This window comes from Pseudomonas sp. PDM25 (genome assembly GCF_019219045.1).
In the GTDB taxonomy this organism is placed as follows: domain Bacteria; phylum Pseudomonadota; class Gammaproteobacteria; order Pseudomonadales; family Pseudomonadaceae; genus Aquipseudomonas.
The window spans coordinates 258,240-275,799 of record NZ_JAHUWL010000007.1 but is presented as its reverse complement, the minus strand read 5'-3'; the positions used below and the strand labels follow the sequence as shown (position 1 = coordinate 275,799).

Sequence of the window (17,560 nt, the reverse complement as noted above, 5' to 3'; positions counted from 1 at the left end):
GGAGCGTGGCTTGCCCGCGATGGGGTCACATCGTATTTGACTGAAGAAATCAGCTATCAGGACCTGGGTTCAGGCAACGGCGCAAACAGCGCTTCAATGTCACTCTGCTCAAGCTTCCAACCTCCGGTCGTCCCACCTTCAAGTACGGCCCCGGCCAGCGCCGCCTTCTCCTGTTGCAGTGCCTGTATTTTCTCTTCCACCGTGCCCTTGGCAATCATCTTGTAGACGAACACCGGCTTGTCCTGACCGATCCTGTAAGCACGATCGGTGGCCTGATTTTCAACAGCAGGGTTCCACCATGGATCAAAGTGAATCACCGTGTCGGCCGCTGTCAGATTAAGCCCCGTCCCACCCGCCTTCAGGCTGATCAGGAACAACGGCACCTTGCCGCTCTGGAAGTCTTTGACCGGCGTGCGCCGATCAGTCGTTTCGCCAGTCAATAACGCATAGCCAACACCACGATGCAGCAATTCTTCCTCAATCAATGCAAGCATCGAAGTGAACTGCGAAAACAATAAAATCTTGCGTCCTTCACTGAGTAACTCCTCGAGCATCTCCATCAAACCGATCAACTTGCCGCTGCCCGCACGAAGCGCTTTCGCCGTCAGGGACATTTTGACCAGCCGCAGATCGCAGCAAACCTGACGCAACTTCAGCAAAGCGTCGAGGATGATGATCTGGCTACGCGCAACACCGCTGCGGGCAATTTCGTCACGCACCTTCTTGTCCATCGCCACGCGCACGGTTTCATAAACATCCCGCTGCCCATCGCTGAGTTCGATCCAATGCACGATCTCGGTTTTTGGCGGCAACTCGGTGGCGACCTGTTCTTTCTTGCGGCGTAGCAGAAAAGGCTTTATGCGGGCTGTCAGGTGCTGCATCCGTTCGCTATTGCCGTGCTTCTCGATCGGGGTGCGGTAGTCACGATTGAAGGTTTTACTGTCGCCTAGCCAGCCGGGCAGCAGGAAGTGGAACAGTGACCAAAGCTCGCCGAGGTGATTTTCCAACGGCGTGCCGGACAGGCACAATCGCTGCCGGGCCTCCAGATCACGGGCAGCCTGAGCGGCTTTGCTGAGCGGATTTTTGATGTTCTGCGCTTCATCGAGAATCAGCACGCTCCAGACCTGTGGCTGCAAAACCTCAAGATCTCGCGGCAATAACGCATACGTGGTCAGCACCAGATCGTATTCGGCAAGGTTGATGAAGTCCTTTTGGCGAGTGGCGCCATGCAGCGCCAAGACTTTCAGCTGCGGGGTGAAGCGTGCCGCTTCGTCGAGCCAGTTGGGGATGAGGCTGGTCGGCATCACCGCAAGTGCCGGAACATCGAGTCGTCCTGCCTGTTTCTCCACGAGTAAATGAGCCAGTGTTTGCAGGGTCTTGCCCAGGCCCATGTCGTCGCCAAGAATACCGCCGACCTCAAGCTCACGAAGGGTCTGCATCCAGTTCAGACCTTCATGCTGATAAGGCCGCAATGTGGCGTTGAGGCCTTCTGGCACAGCAACGTTCGCCTGAGTCGATTCACGCAAGCGTTTGGCGAAACTGCGCAAGCGCTCACCGCCCTGCCAGACCAGAGGTAACCCCTCCAACTCACTCAATCGCGCCGCATCAGGGGCACTCAAGCGTAACGAGGCACTGCTGCTCACCCCCAAATACAACTCGCCGAGCGTTGCCATCAATGGCTTGATTCGCCCCAGGGACAGCGCAATTTTCATACCTGGCTTGGCACCCAACTGCCCACTGTTGAGATCGATCAGCACTTGATCGTCATCGTCACGCATGGCCAACTCAGTCGGGTTCAGCAGCTGCGGTTGTCTGCGCAACAGTTGCAGCAGGATGGGCAGCAAACTGTGGCGCTCGCCATTGACGACGACACCCAACTGCAGATCGAACCACTCGCGCCCCGGAGACTCCTCGACATCGGCATACCATTCATCTACGGGCTGCACATTGAAATGAAAGCCCTCATCGATACGGATCTGCCAATTTGCCTCTCTGAGCGCCGGGACTACGGACTGCACAAAAGCCAGCCAGGCCGAGTCGTCCGGCAAATCGAACATTTCGCCCGCACTGTCGGGTAGCGCATCACTTTTACGGGTGGCCTTTTTGAAGCCCTGTTTTTGCAAGGCTTGGCGCAAGGCTTTTTCAGCCGCGGGTTTGCGTTGAATGCGCAGGGTTTCGGTGCCGGACAGTATCAGTACTTCTGAGGATTTTTTATCCGCCGCCATGTGCCCGTTGTAGGTAAACGCCAATGCCGCGCGATGTTCAACTTCGTGCTTCCAGCTCCTGTAACGGTTGGTGCTTGCAAGCGTCAGGAAGGCTTTGGGTTCGACGTCATCGACGATCCGCTCGATCAATGCATGCGGTGGAGGCACGACTCGAGTCACTGCACTCATCCGATGGCTGAATTGCATGGCCTGACGTGCGGGAATGTCAGGGACCAATGACAGATGGCAGGCTAGCTTTTCGTCTAGCTCGCTAAGCAGCGGCCCAACTTCCATCCGTTCGCGATCCAGGTAGTACAGAGGTACCAGCGCCAGAATCGTTTCTTCAGGAGCATCGTCACTACACCACCGAGGACGGAAGCTGCCGCTGGCTTGCTCGATCCAGACAAACTGCGCAGACCTGCTCTTTCCAGGCACCAGCGGCTGCAATTGTTCGAAGTCGAGATACAGGCGTGAGGTTTTCAATGCCAATTGAAGAACTTCGGCACCACTGCTGCCTTGCAGGGGATAGCCGCTGTAAAACGAATGTTGGGAGTGGACGGCGACCAGCAATCTTGCGATTCGCAGATCAAGTTCCGACAGATAGCCGGGCTCTCGCATCAGTGCGTCTGACGGCGAGTACACCGATTTGATGTCCTGCAAGCGGCCATCCTTGAGCTGACGAGCCTTGTAGATTTCCAGCAACCACTTGCCTGTGGTGGACGTTGCTTTGAGTTTGTAAACCCAGCAAGTGCCAGCGCTCTGCGCAGCCCCATCGCGATCTGGAACGTCGCGGGGAATATCATTGAGCCAACGTTCCAACTCACGATTCAGGTGAACCGAGGCATTGCTTTTGAACGAGTCCACCGGAAGTTCTTGCAGGTTGTAAAGCACGGTTGCGCAGTGCTTGCAATTGATCACCACTGGACACGAACAAGAGCAAACCAGCTCAAAATCACCATTGGGGGCTTCAATGAGCTCAATGGCTTGTTCGTAGATATTCCCTTGAGAACCTTTGCAGATGGCGAGAACGAGAGCGTCCTCGATTTCGCGGATTTGTACCCGGCTTTCTACAGCGTATCTGCGAGCCTTATCCAGAGCACGATGACTGAACATCTGCGCCCACGGCAGCTCATGAAGTCGCTCAATAATTGCCAGCATCATATTTACACTTCTGAAAGTGACTGTAGTTCGCAGGTATCAAGACTCAGCCTTTAAGCACCCGGGCCAACGTCGACTTCACCTTCCCCATCCCGTCACGCAACGCTTGCTCGATCTCGACCATGGTAATCACTGCCGTCGACTTGCCCGCCGCCGGGTTTACGACCAGCGCCAGACAGGCGTAATCCAATTCCAGCTCACGAGCCAAGGCCGCTTCCGGCATCCCGGTCATGCCGACGATGTCGCATCCGTCGCGTTCCAGTCTGGCGATTTCAGCGACAGTTTCCAGCCGCGGCCCTTGAGTGCAGGCGTACACGCCATGACTGCTGTAGCCGACACCTTCGGCCGCCAGCGCCGCGATCAACTGCTGACGCAGTGGCTCGCTGTAGGGATAGCTGAAGTCGATGTGTGTGACCTGTTCGAGATCATCGGCGAAATAGGTGTGTTCGCGACCGCTGGTGTAGTCGATCAGCTGATGCGGCACGCAGAAATGTCCGGTACCCATCGCGCAATGAATCCCACCCACGGCGTTGACCGCGAGAATCGCTTCGGCGCCAGCCTGCTTCAGCGCCCAGAGGTTGGCGCGGTAGTTCACCTGATGCGGCGGGAAGCGGTGAGGATGACCGTGACGCGCGAGGAACAGCACTTCCTTGCCGGCGTACTCGCCGATCTGCACTTCAGCCGAAGGCGCGCCGTAAGGGGTGTCCACCACCAGTGACTGACGAATGCTCAGGCCTTCGAGCTGAGTCAGGCCGGTGCCGCCGATAATCGCGTAAACCGTCATCACGAAAAGTCCTCAATCTATCAGTTGAGCATCTTTGAGCGCGCCCACGGCTGTCAGCCAGCGCGGGTCTTGACGGTATTCAGTGCTGGCGTACGACTGGCCGCGCATCCGCGCGATGCGCTCGGACGGTTTGACCTTCAGGCGCTGGGCGGCACTCAGGGCCAGTTCAGCGGCCGCACGATCGTTGCACACCAGGCCCATGTCGCAACCGGCCGTCAGCGCCGCTTCGATACGGCTGGCAGCATCGCCGACCACGTGGGCACCGGCCATGGACAGGTCATCGCTGAAGATCACGCCATCGAATTGCAGCTCGCCACGCAGGATGTCCTGCAACCAGCGGCGGGAGAAGCCGGCAGGCTGGGAATCGACTTGTGGATAGATCACGTGGGCCGGCATGACCGCAGCCAGTTGCTTGCTCAGTCGGGTGAACGGCACCAGGTCATTGGCGCGAATTTCGTCGAGGCTGCGCTCATCAACAGGGATCGCAACATGGGAATCGGCCTCGGCCCAGCCGTGACCGGGAAAGTGTTTGCCGGTGGCGGCCATGCCGGCGCTGTTCATGCCGCGAATGAAGGCTCCCGCCAGCAATGCTGCACGCTCGGGATCACCTTCAAATGAACGGGTGCCAACTACGGCGCTGCGCTGGAAGTCGAGGTCCAGCACCGGAGCGAAGCTCAGATCGAGGCCGACGGCCAGCACTTCAGTCGCCATGATCCAGCCGCACTGCTCGGCGAGGTACTCGGCATTCGGATTGTCAGCAATGGCGCGCATGGCTGGCAGTCGTACAAAGCCCTGGCGCAAACGCTGAACCCGGCCGCCCTCCTGGTCGACGGCCAACAGCAGATCGGGGCGAATGGCGCGGATTGAGGCGCTCAACTCGCGCACCTGACGCGGGTGTTCGATGTTGCGGGCGAAAATGATCAGGCCGCCCACTTCGGGCTGGCGCAACAATTGGCGATCTTCAGCCGTCAGCCAGGTACCGGCGACGTCCACCATCAACGAGCCTTGCAGGCCAGCAGTCATAGAGATTCCTTGATAACGATAAACCCGGCTCGCACGCAATCGCCGCCATGGGCTATGCCCGGCAGGTCGGCGATATAAATAGGGAGCGGGTTCAGAACGAGAGTCGGCATGGGCGGCTAGCTTAGCGGATGTCAGCTGCCGCGCCCACCCGTGTGCGGTTAAACCTTGGCGGCAACCGGGGTTGATTTACTGCGCGGACGCAGCTGCGCAGTGGCCATGGCCGCGTCGGACACACCGGTTTCGGCGCGCATGCCCGCGGCCAGAAACGGCACCATCAGACGCATTACTTGCTCAATGGAGGTGTTGACGCCGAAGTCGGTCTCGGCAATTGCGCGCAGAGCCTTGATACCGGACATGCTGAACGCGGCGGCGCCGAGCATGAAGTGCACACGCCAGAACAGCTCAATCGGCGGAATACGCGGTGCAGCTTCGTTGACCAACATCATGTAGCGGCGGAACACCTTGCCGTACATGTCTTCCAGATAACGCCGCAAGTGCCCTTGGCTCTGACTGAAAGCCAGGCCCAGCAAACGCATGAAAATCGACAGATCGTTGCCGCTGCGTGGTTGCACCACCAGGGCTTGCTCGACGAGGATTTCCAGCAGCTCTTCAAGCGTCGGCTTGTTCTCCGGCTTGGCTTGACGCCGCTCGAGTTCTTTATCAAGGCTTAAGCAGAACGGCCCGAGAAAGCGCGAAAAAACTGCCTGGATCAGCGCCTTCTTAGAACCGAAGTGATAGTTCACCGCCGCCAGATTGACACCCGCCTTGCTGGTGATCAGACGCAATGAGGTTTCAGCAAAACCTTTTTCCGCGAACAATTGCTCGGCAGCATCAAGAATGCGTTCAACGGTTTCCGACTGGGCCATGGCTACTCCGCCTGACAAACACTTGTTTGAAACATACGTTTCAGCCCAGGCCTTGTCAAGCCTGACGGTTCGTTTTGGGAATGGTCGGTCAGCTATTTAACCATACAACTCGCAAGCGTGAATCAGCAGGCTCATCGACCGTCTGGCGGTCGGCAAAAAAAGGAGCATTGCCAAGATCGTTCCACTGTATATAATCCCAGTCACTGTATAAAAAGACAGAGCGATCAATATGCTAAAGCTGACGCCACGCCAAGCAGAGATTCTGGCCTTCATCAAACGCTGCCTCGAAGACAACGGCTACCCACCCACCCGCGCGGAAATCGCTCAGGAACTGGGTTTCAAGTCGCCCAATGCGGCGGAAGAACACCTCAAGGCGCTGGCCCGCAAGGGTGCGATCGAGATGACGCCCGGTGCTTCCCGTGGTATTCGCATCCCCGGCTTCGAAGCCAAGGCCGACGAGTCCACCCTGCCGATCATTGGCCGAGTGGCTGCCGGTGCCCCGATCCTCGCCCAGCAGCACATCGAAGAGTCCTGCAACATCAACCCGTCGTTCTTCCATCCTCGCGCCGACTATCTACTTCGGGTTCATGGCATGAGCATGAAGGATGTGGGGATTTTCGACGGTGACCTGCTGGCAGTGCACACCACCCGCGAAGCCCGCAACGGCCAGATCGTAGTGGCGCGGATCGGCGACGAAGTGACCGTCAAGCGTTTCAAGCGCGATGGCAGCAAGGTCTGGTTGATTGCCGAAAACCCTGAATTCGCCCCTATCGAAGTGAACCTGAAAGATCAGGAACTGGTGATCGAAGGCTTGAGTGTCGGCGTCATTCGCCGCTAAAGGAGGCTTTATGCAGTTCCCACACACATCACAGCAAGCCCAACTGCCGTTGTTCGAGGCTTTCATGGTGCAGCCATTGGCGCCGATCCTGAAAGACGTGGTCGAGTCACCCTGGAGCACCGAGCCCGAAGTCTTCAGTGAGCTGTCGCTGCGTGGTGCAGCCGGGAATTGCCTGAACCTTCTTGCACCGATTCTCAGGGAGCTGAGCCAGGACCAGGACGCGCGCTGGCTGACGCTGATCGCTCCGCCCGCCAGCCTGACCCAGGCCTGGTTGCGGGACGCCGGCCTTAACCGCGAACGCATCCTGCTTCTGCAACCGCGCGGCACTCAGAGCGCTCAGCAGTTGACCTGCGAGGCCTTGCGCCTGGGCCGTAGCCACACGGTGGTCAGCTGGCTCAACCCATTGAGCACAACTTCACGGCAACAGTTGATCAGCGCCGCCCGGATCGGGGACGCACAAAGCCTGAATATTCGACTGGGTTAACTGACAAATAGTGCGCGCGCTGAACAGCGCGGGGCTTCTCCAAGGATAGAGAAGCCAACCTGTAGCGAAATCACAAAAAACCGACGGACGGGATCAATGAAGAACCCGAGACGCCTCGTCCGTATTGAAATCGCCTTCAACCAAGCGTCCGGCCATCTGAACGCCGACGCTCAACATCGCCTTGGCGACTTCCACGTGCTGGCCCTGCAGGAACGCTTTGGCATCCTCGGAGAAATCCAAAGTAACCAGAGAACCCTCGTCCTCAGCCCTGCGCAGCTCGATACGGCCGTCTGGTAACTCGACAATTTCTAGAAAGGACGTTGGCATAAAGGTCTGTTCTCCACGAAAGGCGGGGATTATATAGGCATCGGCCAGGCTTCGCTCGGGATCTTGAGGAACGGTAATCAGCCAGCCGCTACAAAAAACCTTTTTGCGAACATTCCAGACTGACCGAGCCTGTCATCCTCCACCTTTAAAAATTCGGCTTGTACTCAAATGCTGCGGAAGCCTGGGAGTCGGAAAATGGAGTGATTATCGATTTTTTATTGAGGCAGCCATTCACAAAGGAGTTAGGAAACATCTGGATCGAGTTATTGAACACCTCTACCGCGCCATTGAAGATGGTAATGGCCGCACCGATGTTTTCTTGCTGCTCAGTGATTTCCCGCATGAAGTTGTTAACCAACTCATTGGACTTGAGCTCTGGATAAGCTTCAAATGCCACGGTCAATCCCGTCAGCAATTCCCGCGTTCCCTTTTGCACCGGCTGTAGAGCATCCCCGTTCGCCTCTTGTGGCAGTTTGCCGATGGCCGAGCGCAGACTCGTGATCTTTTCCAGCAGCGCACCTTCGTACTCCTTAAAACCTGCAACCTGCTGCTCAAGCAAATCGAGCACCCGGGTTTTCTGCCGCTCATAAACCAGGACATCGGCCCAGGCACGCTGAGCCCGATTATGTCGCCCAATGATTCGGTTGTAACAGGTCCAGAAGGTAATCCCGACTACCACCGCGATAATCAATAACAACCCCATCGTCTAATACTCCATGTTTTTTAAAGGTTTCGGGGAAAGCGCAAAGTTATCGTCATGCAATTCGGCCAATCGATGGACCCACGACAGCAAGAGGTCCAGACGAGGCAAGCGAATACCCGCCTCAACTAACTGCTCAAAGGCCTGCAGATTTTGGAGCCCTTCGGTTGCGCTGGGCGCAAGCAATCCAGGATCGCTGAAACTCAGACACAGCCGCCCATGTTCCGAGAACTCCAGATTGATGTCGCTCAATTGCTGATGGAGCTGCAGTAGGTGAAGCACCGTCACGGGCTTGGCAAAAACGGCACAGGCCATCTGGGTACTGCCTGTCAGGTGAAATGCGCTATTGAATTCGCTGGAAGCTGTATCCAGAGCCTCCTCAAGATCCACTTCCCAATGCCTGTCACCGCGCACGACCACATTCTCGACCCACGGAAAATCCAGTACCAGGCTGTACCGGTCAAACTCGCGGTCAACCGTCTTGGTTTCAACCTTGGTACCGCCTGCCCCATCTGGCACGGTGGTCTTGTAACTTTCGCGATCAACGTACTGCAAGTGCTGGCAAGTGAAAGGCAACTCATGAACCGCGCCAAGGTAAGTACCTTGAACCGATTTCAAAATCTGTCGGCTGTAGGAGCCTCGATGGAAGTCCTTGAACTCCCCACCCAAAGTCTTCAGCACTTGTACATCCGGGTTGAACGACTCCCTTAACCCATAGGTGAGCAATGAAGATTTATGGGTGATTTTTTTAGAAAGAGCGTCGATCACCCCGGACCTGTGGTCCATCACAAGCCAGCCGCCCAATAGAAAAGCGATGCCCAGCACGATAAAAGGCATGAAAAGAAGGGTGGCAGCGATCAATCCCAAACCGATATAACGGAACAGCTTGGGTGTGGCGTTATCGAACGCCAGCGGCGCACCAAAAGCCCTGAGCTGCTTTATCACCTCGAGCAGATCTGCGTTACTGGTTGCCGCTTCGACACGGGCGTCCGACTGCTCAAATAACTGACGCAGTTTTTTGTTGTGCAAAATGGAAGACATACTTCATCCCTGAAGAGACCAACGTAACGCAGTGTCCGATGCAATTATGCGCTCAGCACTCGTTCAGGCCTTCGCGAAACCGAATCGCCAGCCCCTTGAGGTTCTGACGCCAGCTCTCCAGCTCTTCCCGGCTCAGCTCTTGAGGAGCCTCTTCTTCATCCAGGTTAACGGCCAGGATCAGCGGCTGCGTCACGTCACCCTTAGGCTTGTGCGGCGCCCGTGGCGGCTGAAACAGCGCAGCGTGGGCTGCCAGCAGTTTGGCCAGCCAAGTTTCCGAATTATTGGCCAACTCGACCATCTCGGCCATTTCCGGAATCGCGATGGCTTCAAGCACTTCGCGAGTCAGCAGCAACTCGGCCCGAGGCGCATTGGCCTGAGGCAAGCGATAGAAACCGGCGATTTCATGGCACAGCCCCAGCAACGCACCGTACAGGTGAAACAAGGCCGACTCGCGTCCGGCCTGGATCAGCGCCAGGGAGTTCATCGCCCGCCCCTCTTCAGCTCTGGCGAGCGCTTCGAGCGACAGGCCGGCGAAGTAAATCTTCTGGTTGGTACGGGTATAGAGTTCGTGGGCCATGACGGCAGCCTCCACAACGAAATAATTGCTTAACGCAGGTCAGACAGTGTCGTGGATCAGCTCCGCTTCCCGCAAGCACAAAACAAAAAGGCCGCATGAAAACCCGAGGGTTGTCATGCGGCCTTTTGTGTACAGCGCCTTTTAAGCCTTGGCAGTCTTAGCCGGGCGCTTGTCTTCAACCGTCCACTTGCCGCCGTCGTAGTACGCTTTCCAACCAGTCGGCTTACCGTCGACTTCAGTCTGTACGTATTGCTCTTTGGTTTTACGGCTGTAACGGATCACAGCAGGCAGGCCGTCTGGATCTTTCTTCGGCGCTTCGCAGAGGAAGTGGTACTTCGGATCGATCTCATCCTTGTGCGGCACAATTTCCATGACCAGCGGAGCACGCGTCTCGCGGTTTTTCGGGAATTGACTGGCCGCCAGGAACAGGCCGGAAGCACCGTCGCGCAGGATGTAGGTGTCGTTGACCTTTTCGCATTTCAACTCAGGCATCTTCACCGGGTCCATCTTCGGCGGTGCGGCATCACCACTTTTCAGCAGTTTGCGGGTGTTCTTGCACGTCGCATTGGTGCAGCCGAAGAACTTACCGAAACGGCCGGTCTTGAGCTGCATCTCGCTGCCGCACTTGTCGCATTCCAGGCTCGGACCTTCGTAGCCTTTGATGCGATAAGTGCCCTCTTCGATTTCGTAGCCAGAGCAATCCGGGTTGTTACCGCAGATGTGCAGCTTGCGCTTCTCATCCAGCAGGTAAGCGTCCATCGCCGTGCTGCAGATCGGGCAGCGGTGCTTGCCACGCAGCACCAGCGATTCCGATTCACCCTCGTCGTCCGCCGCGATTTCGTCGCCCGGCACCAGGTTGACGGTGGCCTTGCAGCGCTCTTTCGGCGGCAGGCTGTAGCCCGAGCAACCAAGGAACACGCCAGTCGATGCCGTACGAATCTGCATCGGACGCCCGCACAATACGCACGGAATGTCAGTCATCACTGGTTGGTTGGCGCGCATGCCGCCTTCGGCGCTTTCGGCTACTTCGAGTTTCTTCTTGAAGTCGCCGTAGAACTCGTCGAGTACGTTTTTCCAGTCGCGCTCGCCCTGGGCCACGTCATCGAGGTTCTCTTCCATGCCGGCGGTGAAGCCGTAGTCCATGAGATTGGAGAAACTCTCGGCCAGACGTTCGGTAACGATGTCGCCCATCTTTTCCGAGTAGAAACGACGGTTGTGCAGCGCTACGTAGCCACGATCCTGGATGGTCGAAATGATCGCCGCGTAGGTCGAAGGACGACCAATGCCGCGTTTTTCCATTTCTTTAACCAGGCTCGCTTCCGAGTAGCGCGCCGGCGGCTTGGTGAAATGCTGGGTCGGATCAAGCTTGATCAGCTTCATCGCGTCGCCCTGAGCCATGTCCGGCAGCACGTCGTCATCGCCAGGCTTGGCGATTTGCGGCATGACGCGGGTATAACCGTCGAACTTCAGAATGCGGCCCTTGGCGCGCAACTCGAAGTCACCGGCACCGACGGTGACAGTGGTCGACAGGTACTGGGCCGGCAGCATCTGGCAAGCGAGGAACTGGCGCCAGATCAGCTCGTAGAGCCGCTCAGCATCGCGCTCCATGCCCGACAGTTTGCTTGGCTCGGTATTGGCGTCGGAGGGACGAATCGCTTCGTGAGCCTCTTGTGCGCCTTCCTTGCTGCTGTAGACATTCGGGTTTTCCGGCAGGTACTTCTTGCCGAACTCGCCTTCAATATAAGTACGCGCCATCGTCACGGCATCAACCGAAAGGTTGGTGGAGTCGGTACGCATGTAAGTGATGTAGCCGGCTTCATAAAGACGCTGGGCCATCATCATGGTTTTCTTCACGCCGAAGCCCAGGCGGTTACTCGCAGCCTGTTGCAGGGTGGACGTAATGAACGGTGCCGACGGCTTGCTGCTGGTCGGTTTGTCTTCGCGCTTGACGATGCTGTAGCTGGAAGCCTTGAGCTTCTCCAGCGCGGCCATGGCCTGAGCTTCGTTGAGCGGCTTGAAGGCTTCGCCTTTCTCGCGAGCCACGTCAAAGCGCACGGTTGCGCCCTTGGCGGTGCCGAGGTCGGCGTGAACTTCCCAGTACTCTTCCGGGTTGAACGCGCGGATTTCACGCTCACGCTCAACGACCAGCTTCACGGCAACCGATTGCACACGACCGGCGGACAGGCCACGGGCGACCTTGGCCCACAGCAACGGCGAAACCATGTAACCCACCACGCGGTCGAGGAAACGACGCGCCTGCTGGGCGTTTACACGGTCGATGTCCAGCTCGCCCGGCTTGGAGAAGGCTTCCTGAATCGCCTTCTTGGTGATTTCGTTGAACACCACACGCTTGTAGCGGCTGTCATCACCACCGATGGCTTCGCGCAGGTGCCAGGCAATGGCTTCCCCCTCGCGATCCAAGTCGGTTGCGAGATAGATGGTGTCAGCATCTTTGGCGAGCCGGCGCAGCTCTTCGATGACCTTTTCCTTGCCCGGGAGGATCTCGTACTTGGCTTTCCAGCCATGATCGGGATCGACACCCATGCGCGAGACCAGCTGCTTGCGCGCTTTCTCTTTCGGCGTGAGCACCGGACCTTCACCCGCGGCGGCCTTGCCGCGCTTGGCGGCTGGCTCTTTGCTGGCGCTAGCCGAACCGCTGGTGGGCAGGTCTCGGATATGGCCGATACTCGACTTCACCACGTATTGGTTACCCAGATACTTGTTGATGGTCTTGGCCTTAGCCGGGGATTCCACAATGACCAGCGATTTGCCCATGGATCAGAAAATTCCTGAATTCTAGAAGTGAAAGGCGGTTGGCGCCTGACGCGGCACCGCTATATATAGTGGCTACAAGGTGAGGTCAAGCGCAGGGTCTTGCGCGAACTCAGCTTATGGCTTGGAAAAAAGGCTCGGTTCGGCTTGCACCAAAGCAAAGCGTGGCACCTGTTCGCCGTCAACCTCGACCGACTCAAGGAACATGCTCAAGGGACGCACCCAAAAGCCGTAATCGCCATACAGGGCTTGGTAGAAGACCACTTCTTCTTCGGTTTCCGAATGCCGCGCAACACTGAATACGCGGTACTGCGGACCTTTGTAATGTTGGTAGAGCCCAGGTTGTATCGGCATGGTTTGGCCCTCGCTCAAATCTTTTCAAAATAAAAACAAAAATAAATTCAGAAAAACAAAAACCGGGGCACTTGGCCCCGGCTTCCTTCGACGAAACGCTTAAACGCGTTCGAAGACGGTGGAGATGCCTTGGCCGAGACCAATGCACATGGTGGCTACCCCGAAGGTGCCGCCATTTTGCTTCATCACGTTCAGCAGAGTGCCGGAGATACGCGCACCGGAGCAACCGAATGGGTGACCCAGGGCAATCGCACCGCCGTGCAGGTTAACCTTCTCGTTCATCTTGTCGAGTACTTTCAAATCTTTCAGCACTGGCAGGGCCTGTGCGGCGAAAGCTTCGTTGAGCTCGAAGAAGTCGATATCGTTAATGCCAAGACCCGCGCGCTTCAGTGCTTTTTGTGTCGCCGGTACTGGACCATAGCCCATGATTGCCGGGTCCACACCTGCCACCGCCATCGAACGAATCACCGCCATAGGCTGAATGCCCAGGTCTTGTGCACGCTGCGCCGACATCACGATCATGCACGAAGCACCATCAGTGATTTGCGACGAAGTACCGGCTGTCACGGTGCCGCCCTTAGGGTTGAACGCTGGCTTGAGAGCCGCCAGGCTTTCCAGGGTAGTTTCCGGACGAATGGTTTCGTCGTAGTCGAACAGCTTCAGGAAACCGTTCTCGTCATAGCCCTGCATCGGGATGATTTCGTCTTTGAACTTGCCTTCCAGTGTCGCCTTGTGAGCGAGCTGGTGGGAGCGCACGCCGAAAGCGTCCTGCTGTTCGCGACTAATGCCGTGCATTTTACCCAGCATTTCAGCGGTCAAACCCATCATGCCCGAGGCTTTCGCCGCATACAGGGACATGTGCGGGTTCGGATCGACACCATGCATCATGCTCACGTGACCCATATGCTCGACGCCGCCAACCACGAACACGTCACCGTTGCCGGTCATGATCGCTTGCGCGGCAGTGTGCAGAGCGCTCATCGACGAACCACACAGACGGCTGACGGTCTGGCCGGCAGCGGTGTGCGGGATCTGAGTCATCAGGGACGCCATGCGGGCGATGTTCCAGCCCTGCTCCAGGGTCTGGTTCACACAGCCCCAGATCACGTCTTCGACTTCGCTCGGATCAACCTTGACGTTGCGTTCCAGCAACTTGCTGATCAGGTGCGCCGACATGTCTTCAGCGCGGGTATTGCGGTGCATGCCGCCCTTGGAGCGGCCCATCGGAGTACGACCGAAGTCGACAATCACGACGTCTCTAGGATTCAAGCTCATATATTCACTCTCACTCTAGTTGGGGGCGCTTAACCGAAGAACCGCTGGCCGGTTTTGGCCATTTGGCGCAGTTTTGCGGTCGGGTGGTACAGCGCGCCCAAATCAGCGTACTGGTCAGCCAGGGCAACGAACTCTGCAACACCGATCGAATCGATGTAGCGCAGCGCACCGCCACGGAATGGAGGGAAACCAATACCGTAGACCAGACCCATGTCGGCTTCGGCAGCGGTTTCGACAATGCCGTCTTCCAGGCAACGCACGGTTTCCAGGCACAGCGGGATCATCATCCAGTTGATGATGTCTTCGTCGGTGACTTCAAGCTGTTCGAAGACAATCGGCTTGAGCACTTCCAGTACCGACGGATCGGCGACTTTCTTCTGCTTGCCGCGCTTGTCGGTCTCGTAGGCATAGAAGCCCTTGCCGTTCTTCTGGCCCAGGCGCTTGGCTTCGTAGAGCACGTCGATGGCCGAACGACGGTCGTCTTTCATGCGGTCCGGGAAGCCTTCAGCCATCACGTCGCGACCGTGGTGGCCGGTGTCGATGCCGACTACGTCCATCAGGTACGCCGGGCCCATTGGCCAGCCGAATTTTTCCATGATCTTGTCGATGCGGACGAAGTCCACACCGGCGCTGACCAGCTTGGCGAAACCGCCGAAGTACGGGAACAGCACGCGGTTGACCAGGAAGCCCGGGCAGTCGTTGACGACGATCGGGTTCTTGCCCATTTTCTTGGCGTAGGCAACGGTGGTGGCAACGGCCACTTCGCTGGACTTCTCGCCACGGATCACTTCAACCAGCGGCATCATGTGCACCGGGTTGAAGAAGTGCATGCCGACGAAGTTTTCCGGACGCTTGAGGGCTTTGGCCAGCAAGGTGATGGAAATGGTCGAGGTGTTGGACGCGAGGATGGTGTCCTCTTTGACCTTGCCTTCGACTTCGGCCAGAACGGCTTGCTTGACCTTTGGGTTCTCGACAACGGCTTCGACGACCAGGTCGACGTGCCCGAAATCACCGTAGGAAAGGGTCGGACGAATGCCATTGAGCACTTCGGCCATTTTCGCCGGGGTCATGCGACCTTTATCAACGCGGCCCACCAGCAATTTGGCAGCTTCGGCCAGACCTTGCTCGATGCCGTGCTCGTTGATGTCTTTCATCAGGATCGGCGTACCTTTGGAGGCCGACTGATAAGCGATACCGCCACCCATGATGCCAGCGCCCAATACGGCAGCCTGCTTCACGTCTTTGGCGATTTCGTCGTAGGCCTTGGCCTTTTTCTTCAGCTCCTGATCGTTCAGGAACAGACCGATCAAGCTCTGTGCGGCAGAGGTCTTGGCCAGTTTGACGAAACCATTGGCTTCGACTTCCAGCGCCTTGTCGCGACCGAAGTTCGCGGCTTTCTGGATCGTTTTGATCGCTTCGACCGGTGCTGGGTAGTTCGGGCCCGCTTGACCGGCCACGAAACCCTTGGCGGTTTCGAACGACATCATTTGCTCGATGGCGTTGAGCTTGAGCTTTTCGAGCTTCGGCTGACGCTTGGCCTTGTAGTCGAACTCGCCGGAGATGGCGCGCTTGATCAGCTCCAGAGCAGCTTCCTGCAGTTTCTCCGGGGCAACCACTGCGTCGACTGCGCCGACTTTCAGTGCGTCTTCAGGACGGTTTTCCTTGCCGGCGGCAATCCACTCGATGGCGTTGTCGGCACCGATGATGCGCGGCAGGCGCACGGTACCGCCGAAGCCCGGGTAGATGCCCAGTTTGACTTCCGGCAGACCGATCTTGGCCTTGGTGGACATGACGCGGTAGTCCGCCGCCAGGCACATTTCCAGACCGCCACCCAGGGCGATGCCGTTGATCGCGGCGACAGTCGGGACGTTGAGGTCTTCGAAATCGCTGAAAATCTTGTTGGCTTCCAGGTTGCCAGCAACAAGCTCTGCATCAGGCAGCTTGAAGTTCTCGACAAATTCGGTGATGTCGGCGCCGACGATGAACACGTCCTTGCCACTGCTGACGATCACACCCTTGATCGAAGCATCTGCCTTGATGGTGTCTACGGCCTGACGCAGTTCGTTCAGGGTTAGACGGTTGAACTTGTTGACGGACTCACCCTTGAGGTCGAATTTCAATTCGACGATGCCACTTTCAAGAGCCTTAACCGTGATGGCTTTACCTTCGTAAATCATCAACTGATCTCCACGATATGGAAGCTGAACAGTACACGTCGGACGCAAGTGAATGGTTCGGCAGGGACGTTTAACGTCAATGCTACGCCCATTCACCCGGCACACCCGCCAACGCGATAGTCGGGATTCTGTAGGAGCGGTCTGTAATACAAACGCTCAATTCATACGCCCGTTTGATTTGGGTACGTCACCTTCACGGAATTTCCGACAATTGTCAATCGCCCAAAATATGGGTTGAAACGCGACTTTCCGGTCATTTCCGTACCGCGAAGCCCTGCAACACGCGGCTGCATGTGAGGCCATTCATAGGATCAATAGTTAGAAAAGTCGCCCTAATTCGCTGCAGCCTTTGTTTAACAAGCTACGCTGGCGGGACCTTGAGGGAAAAAACATCAACGCTTTTGGCGAACGCCCAGCGTAATATCAGCGCCACACAGAATTACCGGCCTGCCTGGCCAACTCCAGCCCGATGATGATGTCGGGCTTTTTATTGCCTGTCTGCCAGACGTTTCGCGCCATTGCGGCGCGAAATTTCCGTGATTTATGCCAGAGCCTTCAGCACCGCATCAATATCCTGCAAAACCGTCGCCTCGCCCTTCTCGCCCCAATACAACGTGATCATCTGCTTGTCTGCTTCGACCTTGTAAACGTTGTCTGGCAACTTTTCGAAATGAATCAGCAACGCAGGTTCCTCGCAGACCTCCTGCCACTGATTGACCCAGACACCCGGCGTTTTTTGCCAGTAACACCAGCACGCCGGCCGATTGCCCCGCCGTGGTCGATGGTATTGGGCACAAGGGCTCGGCGGCTCCTTGCTCAGCCAGTGCGGCCAGTCCTGAGGCGCCAGCTGCATCGCCAACCCAATGCGTCGCGCCTCCATGCGCAGGGCCATGCGGCCGCTCTGGTGGCGCGACGGGCGCAACCATGCCAGCGGACTCAGTACCACCAACAGGATTGACACCACTATCCAGACCGTCATA

The 17,560-nt window shown here is 57.3% G+C and carries 15 protein-coding genes; 2 read left to right on the top strand and 13 right to left on the bottom strand.

Going from position 1 to position 17,560, the window contains the following annotated elements; translation table 11 throughout:
* Window positions 1-56: 56 nt before the first annotated feature.
* The 4 genes from KW848_RS15525 to KW848_RS15510 form a co-directional block, all read right to left on the bottom strand.
* Window positions 57-3,362: a DEAD/DEAH box helicase gene (locus KW848_RS15525; protein ID WP_218537467.1), complete on the bottom strand. Its 3,306-nt coding sequence runs from the start codon at window positions 3,360-3,362 to the stop codon at window positions 57-59.
* 46 nt (window positions 3,363-3,408) lie between these two features.
* Window positions 3,409-4,146, bottom strand: coding sequence for an S-methyl-5'-thioinosine phosphorylase (locus KW848_RS15520; protein ID WP_218537367.1), 738 nt, complete (start codon window positions 4,144-4,146; stop codon window positions 3,409-3,411).
* A 12-nt stretch (window positions 4,147-4,158) separates the two neighbouring features.
* Window positions 4,159-5,157 carry a beta-N-acetylhexosaminidase gene (nagZ, locus tag KW848_RS15515; protein WP_218537466.1) on the bottom strand — a complete coding sequence of 333 codons (999 nt, stop codon included), beginning with the start codon at window positions 5,155-5,157 and terminating at the stop codon, window positions 4,159-4,161.
* A 170-nt stretch (window positions 5,158-5,327) separates the two neighbouring features.
* Complete coding sequence (locus KW848_RS15510) at window positions 5,328-6,035, bottom strand: TetR/AcrR family transcriptional regulator (RefSeq protein ID WP_008151407.1); 708 nt, start codon at window positions 6,033-6,035, stop codon at window positions 5,328-5,330.
* Between the two features lie 229 nt (window positions 6,036-6,264).
* Here KW848_RS15510 and lexA point away from each other — a divergent pair, with 229 nt between their 5' ends.
* Window positions 6,265-6,873 carry a transcriptional repressor LexA gene (gene lexA, locus KW848_RS15505; protein WP_007933171.1) on the top strand — a complete coding sequence of 203 codons (609 nt, stop codon included), beginning with the start codon at window positions 6,265-6,267 and terminating at the stop codon, window positions 6,871-6,873.
* Between the two features lie 10 nt (window positions 6,874-6,883).
* Window positions 6,884-7,357: an SOS-induced cell division inhibitor SulA gene (gene sulA / locus KW848_RS15500; RefSeq protein WP_076030379.1), complete on the top strand. Its 474-nt coding sequence runs from the start codon at window positions 6,884-6,886 to the stop codon at window positions 7,355-7,357.
* 93 nt (window positions 7,358-7,450) lie between these two features.
* On the opposite strand, the gene KW848_RS15495 is transcribed toward sulA, so the two are convergent.
* From KW848_RS15495 to KW848_RS15455, 9 genes are all read right to left on the bottom strand, one after another.
* A complete protein-coding gene (locus KW848_RS15495) occupies window positions 7,451-7,684 on the bottom strand; it encodes a hypothetical protein (RefSeq protein ID WP_008151412.1) in 234 nt (77 codons plus the stop codon).
* Between the two features lie 145 nt (window positions 7,685-7,829).
* Window positions 7,830-8,387 (bottom strand): LemA family protein, encoded by a 558-nt coding sequence (locus tag KW848_RS15490; RefSeq protein ID WP_218537366.1) that lies wholly within the window; start codon window positions 8,385-8,387, stop codon window positions 7,830-7,832.
* Between the two features lie 3 nt (window positions 8,388-8,390).
* Window positions 8,391-9,425, bottom strand: a complete 1,035-nt coding sequence (locus tag KW848_RS15485; protein ID WP_218537365.1) for a hypothetical protein — start codon at window positions 9,423-9,425, stop codon at window positions 8,391-8,393.
* Window positions 9,426-9,477: 52 nt separating this feature from the next.
* Window positions 9,478-10,002: a DUF6586 family protein gene (locus KW848_RS15480; RefSeq protein WP_046047843.1), complete on the bottom strand. Its 525-nt coding sequence runs from the start codon at window positions 10,000-10,002 to the stop codon at window positions 9,478-9,480.
* 141 nt (window positions 10,003-10,143) lie between these two features.
* On the bottom strand, window positions 10,144-12,777 hold the full coding sequence (gene topA, locus KW848_RS15475; RefSeq protein WP_008151419.1) for a type I DNA topoisomerase: 2,634 nt from the start codon (window positions 12,775-12,777) through the stop codon (window positions 10,144-10,146).
* Between the two features lie 114 nt (window positions 12,778-12,891).
* A complete protein-coding gene (locus tag KW848_RS15470; RefSeq protein ID WP_007953059.1) occupies window positions 12,892-13,128 on the bottom strand; it encodes a DUF1653 domain-containing protein in 237 nt (78 codons plus the stop codon).
* A 99-nt stretch (window positions 13,129-13,227) separates the two neighbouring features.
* On the bottom strand, window positions 13,228-14,403 hold the full coding sequence (fadA, locus tag KW848_RS15465; protein ID WP_076030378.1) for an acetyl-CoA C-acyltransferase FadA: 1,176 nt from the start codon (window positions 14,401-14,403) through the stop codon (window positions 13,228-13,230).
* A 29-nt stretch (window positions 14,404-14,432) separates the two neighbouring features.
* Complete coding sequence (gene fadB / locus KW848_RS15460; RefSeq protein WP_111450593.1) at window positions 14,433-16,580, bottom strand: fatty acid oxidation complex subunit alpha FadB; 2,148 nt, start codon at window positions 16,578-16,580, stop codon at window positions 14,433-14,435.
* Between the two features lie 541 nt (window positions 16,581-17,121).
* Window positions 17,122-17,559: a hypothetical protein gene (locus tag KW848_RS15455; RefSeq protein WP_192407166.1), complete on the bottom strand. Its 438-nt coding sequence runs from the start codon at window positions 17,557-17,559 to the stop codon at window positions 17,122-17,124.
* Window position 17,560 lies beyond the last annotated feature (1 nt).

Bases quoted from the DNA above. Each gene is read 5' to 3' on its own strand.
- KW848_RS15490 (WP_218537366.1), bottom strand. From the start codon at position 8,387: ATGGGGTTGTTATTGATTATCGCGGTGGTAGTCGGGATTACCTTCTGG.
- KW848_RS15455 (WP_192407166.1), bottom strand. From the start codon at position 17,559: ATGACGGTCTGGATAGTGGTGTCAATCCTGTTGGTGGTACTGAGTCCG.
- topA (WP_008151419.1), bottom strand. From the start codon at position 12,777: ATGGGCAAATCGCTGGTCATTGTGGAATCCCCGGCTAAGGCCAAGACC.
- fadA (WP_076030378.1), bottom strand. From the start codon at position 14,403: ATGAGCTTGAATCCTAGAGACGTCGTGATTGTCGACTTCGGTCGTACT.
- KW848_RS15525 (WP_218537467.1), bottom strand. From the start codon at position 3,362: ATGCTGGCAATTATTGAGCGACTTCATGAGCTGCCGTGGGCGCAGATG.
- fadB (WP_111450593.1), bottom strand. From the start codon at position 16,580: ATGATTTACGAAGGTAAAGCCATCACGGTTAAGGCTCTTGAAAGTGGC.
- KW848_RS15480 (WP_046047843.1), bottom strand. From the start codon at position 10,002: ATGGCCCACGAACTCTATACCCGTACCAACCAGAAGATTTACTTCGCC.
- KW848_RS15485 (WP_218537365.1), bottom strand. From the start codon at position 9,425: ATGTCTTCCATTTTGCACAACAAAAAACTGCGTCAGTTATTTGAGCAG.
- KW848_RS15510 (WP_008151407.1), bottom strand. From the start codon at position 6,035: ATGGCCCAGTCGGAAACCGTTGAACGCATTCTTGATGCTGCCGAGCAA.
- KW848_RS15520 (WP_218537367.1), bottom strand. From the start codon at position 4,146: ATGACGGTTTACGCGATTATCGGCGGCACCGGCCTGACTCAGCTCGAA.
- lexA (WP_007933171.1), top strand. From the start codon at position 6,265: ATGCTAAAGCTGACGCCACGCCAAGCAGAGATTCTGGCCTTCATCAAA.
- KW848_RS15470 (WP_007953059.1), bottom strand. From the start codon at position 13,128: ATGCCGATACAACCTGGGCTCTACCAACATTACAAAGGTCCGCAGTAC.
- KW848_RS15495 (WP_008151412.1), bottom strand. From the start codon at position 7,684: ATGCCAACGTCCTTTCTAGAAATTGTCGAGTTACCAGACGGCCGTATC.
- sulA (WP_076030379.1), top strand. From the start codon at position 6,884: ATGCAGTTCCCACACACATCACAGCAAGCCCAACTGCCGTTGTTCGAG.